We start from the raw sequence: 613 nt of genomic DNA, 5'->3' as shown, positions 1-613 counted from the left end.
CTCCAGGGCAGCGGTCGGCGTGAYGGCCTCCGGCGCGCCATGGGCGTGCTTGGCATCGGAGGGGCGCAAGGCACCAGAGCGATGAATCGTCTGTGCGCCAGCCCTCTTAAGATAGGTCGCGCACGCCGATAGTTCAGCGTCTATGCGGTAACGCACAGTAAGGAAAAAAAAACTTCCGGACGCGCATGTGCGATTGCCGGGCACTCCGTGCCGCATCGCGGCGTCGGATGCGCGAACGCCCTGCATGACCCTGCGCAGCGCGCGTGTTCGACACCGCACAGAGTCTGCGCGCGCGGCGTGAGATCGTGCCGTCGAGCGTGGTGCTCGGCGCGAGGTCTTCATGTCATCCACACGTACTGCCCTGGTCCTGGTGGCCGCGATGTTCGCGGCCGGTTGCGGTGGCGGCAGCGGTGGCGATGCGCCGCCGCCGCCGTTGCCGGCGGGCAGCGTCGCGCTGTCTGCGGCGAGCTACGCGGTGGCGCAGAACGTCGGGCTGCTGACGGTCACGGTGAACCGCGCCGACGGCTCGCGCGACGGCAGCGTGGCCTTTGCCACATCCGACGGGAGCGCGCTGGCCGGCACCGACTACACGGCCCGCAGCGGCACCCTCACC

The 613-nt window shown here is 69.6% G+C and carries 1 protein-coding gene; it reads left to right on the top strand.

Annotated elements, in window-relative coordinates; translation table 11 throughout:
- Positions 1–340 precede the first annotated feature (340 nt).
- The coding region (locus AC1D15_RS36110; RefSeq protein WP_477829873.1) for a Calx-beta domain-containing protein at positions 341–613 on the top strand (273 nt) is incomplete at its 3' end.

This window comes from Rhizobacter sp. P2_H2 (assembly GCF_056403375.1).
Note: the sequence above shows the minus strand (reverse complement) of the source record. Positions and strands in the feature narration are given on the sequence as shown.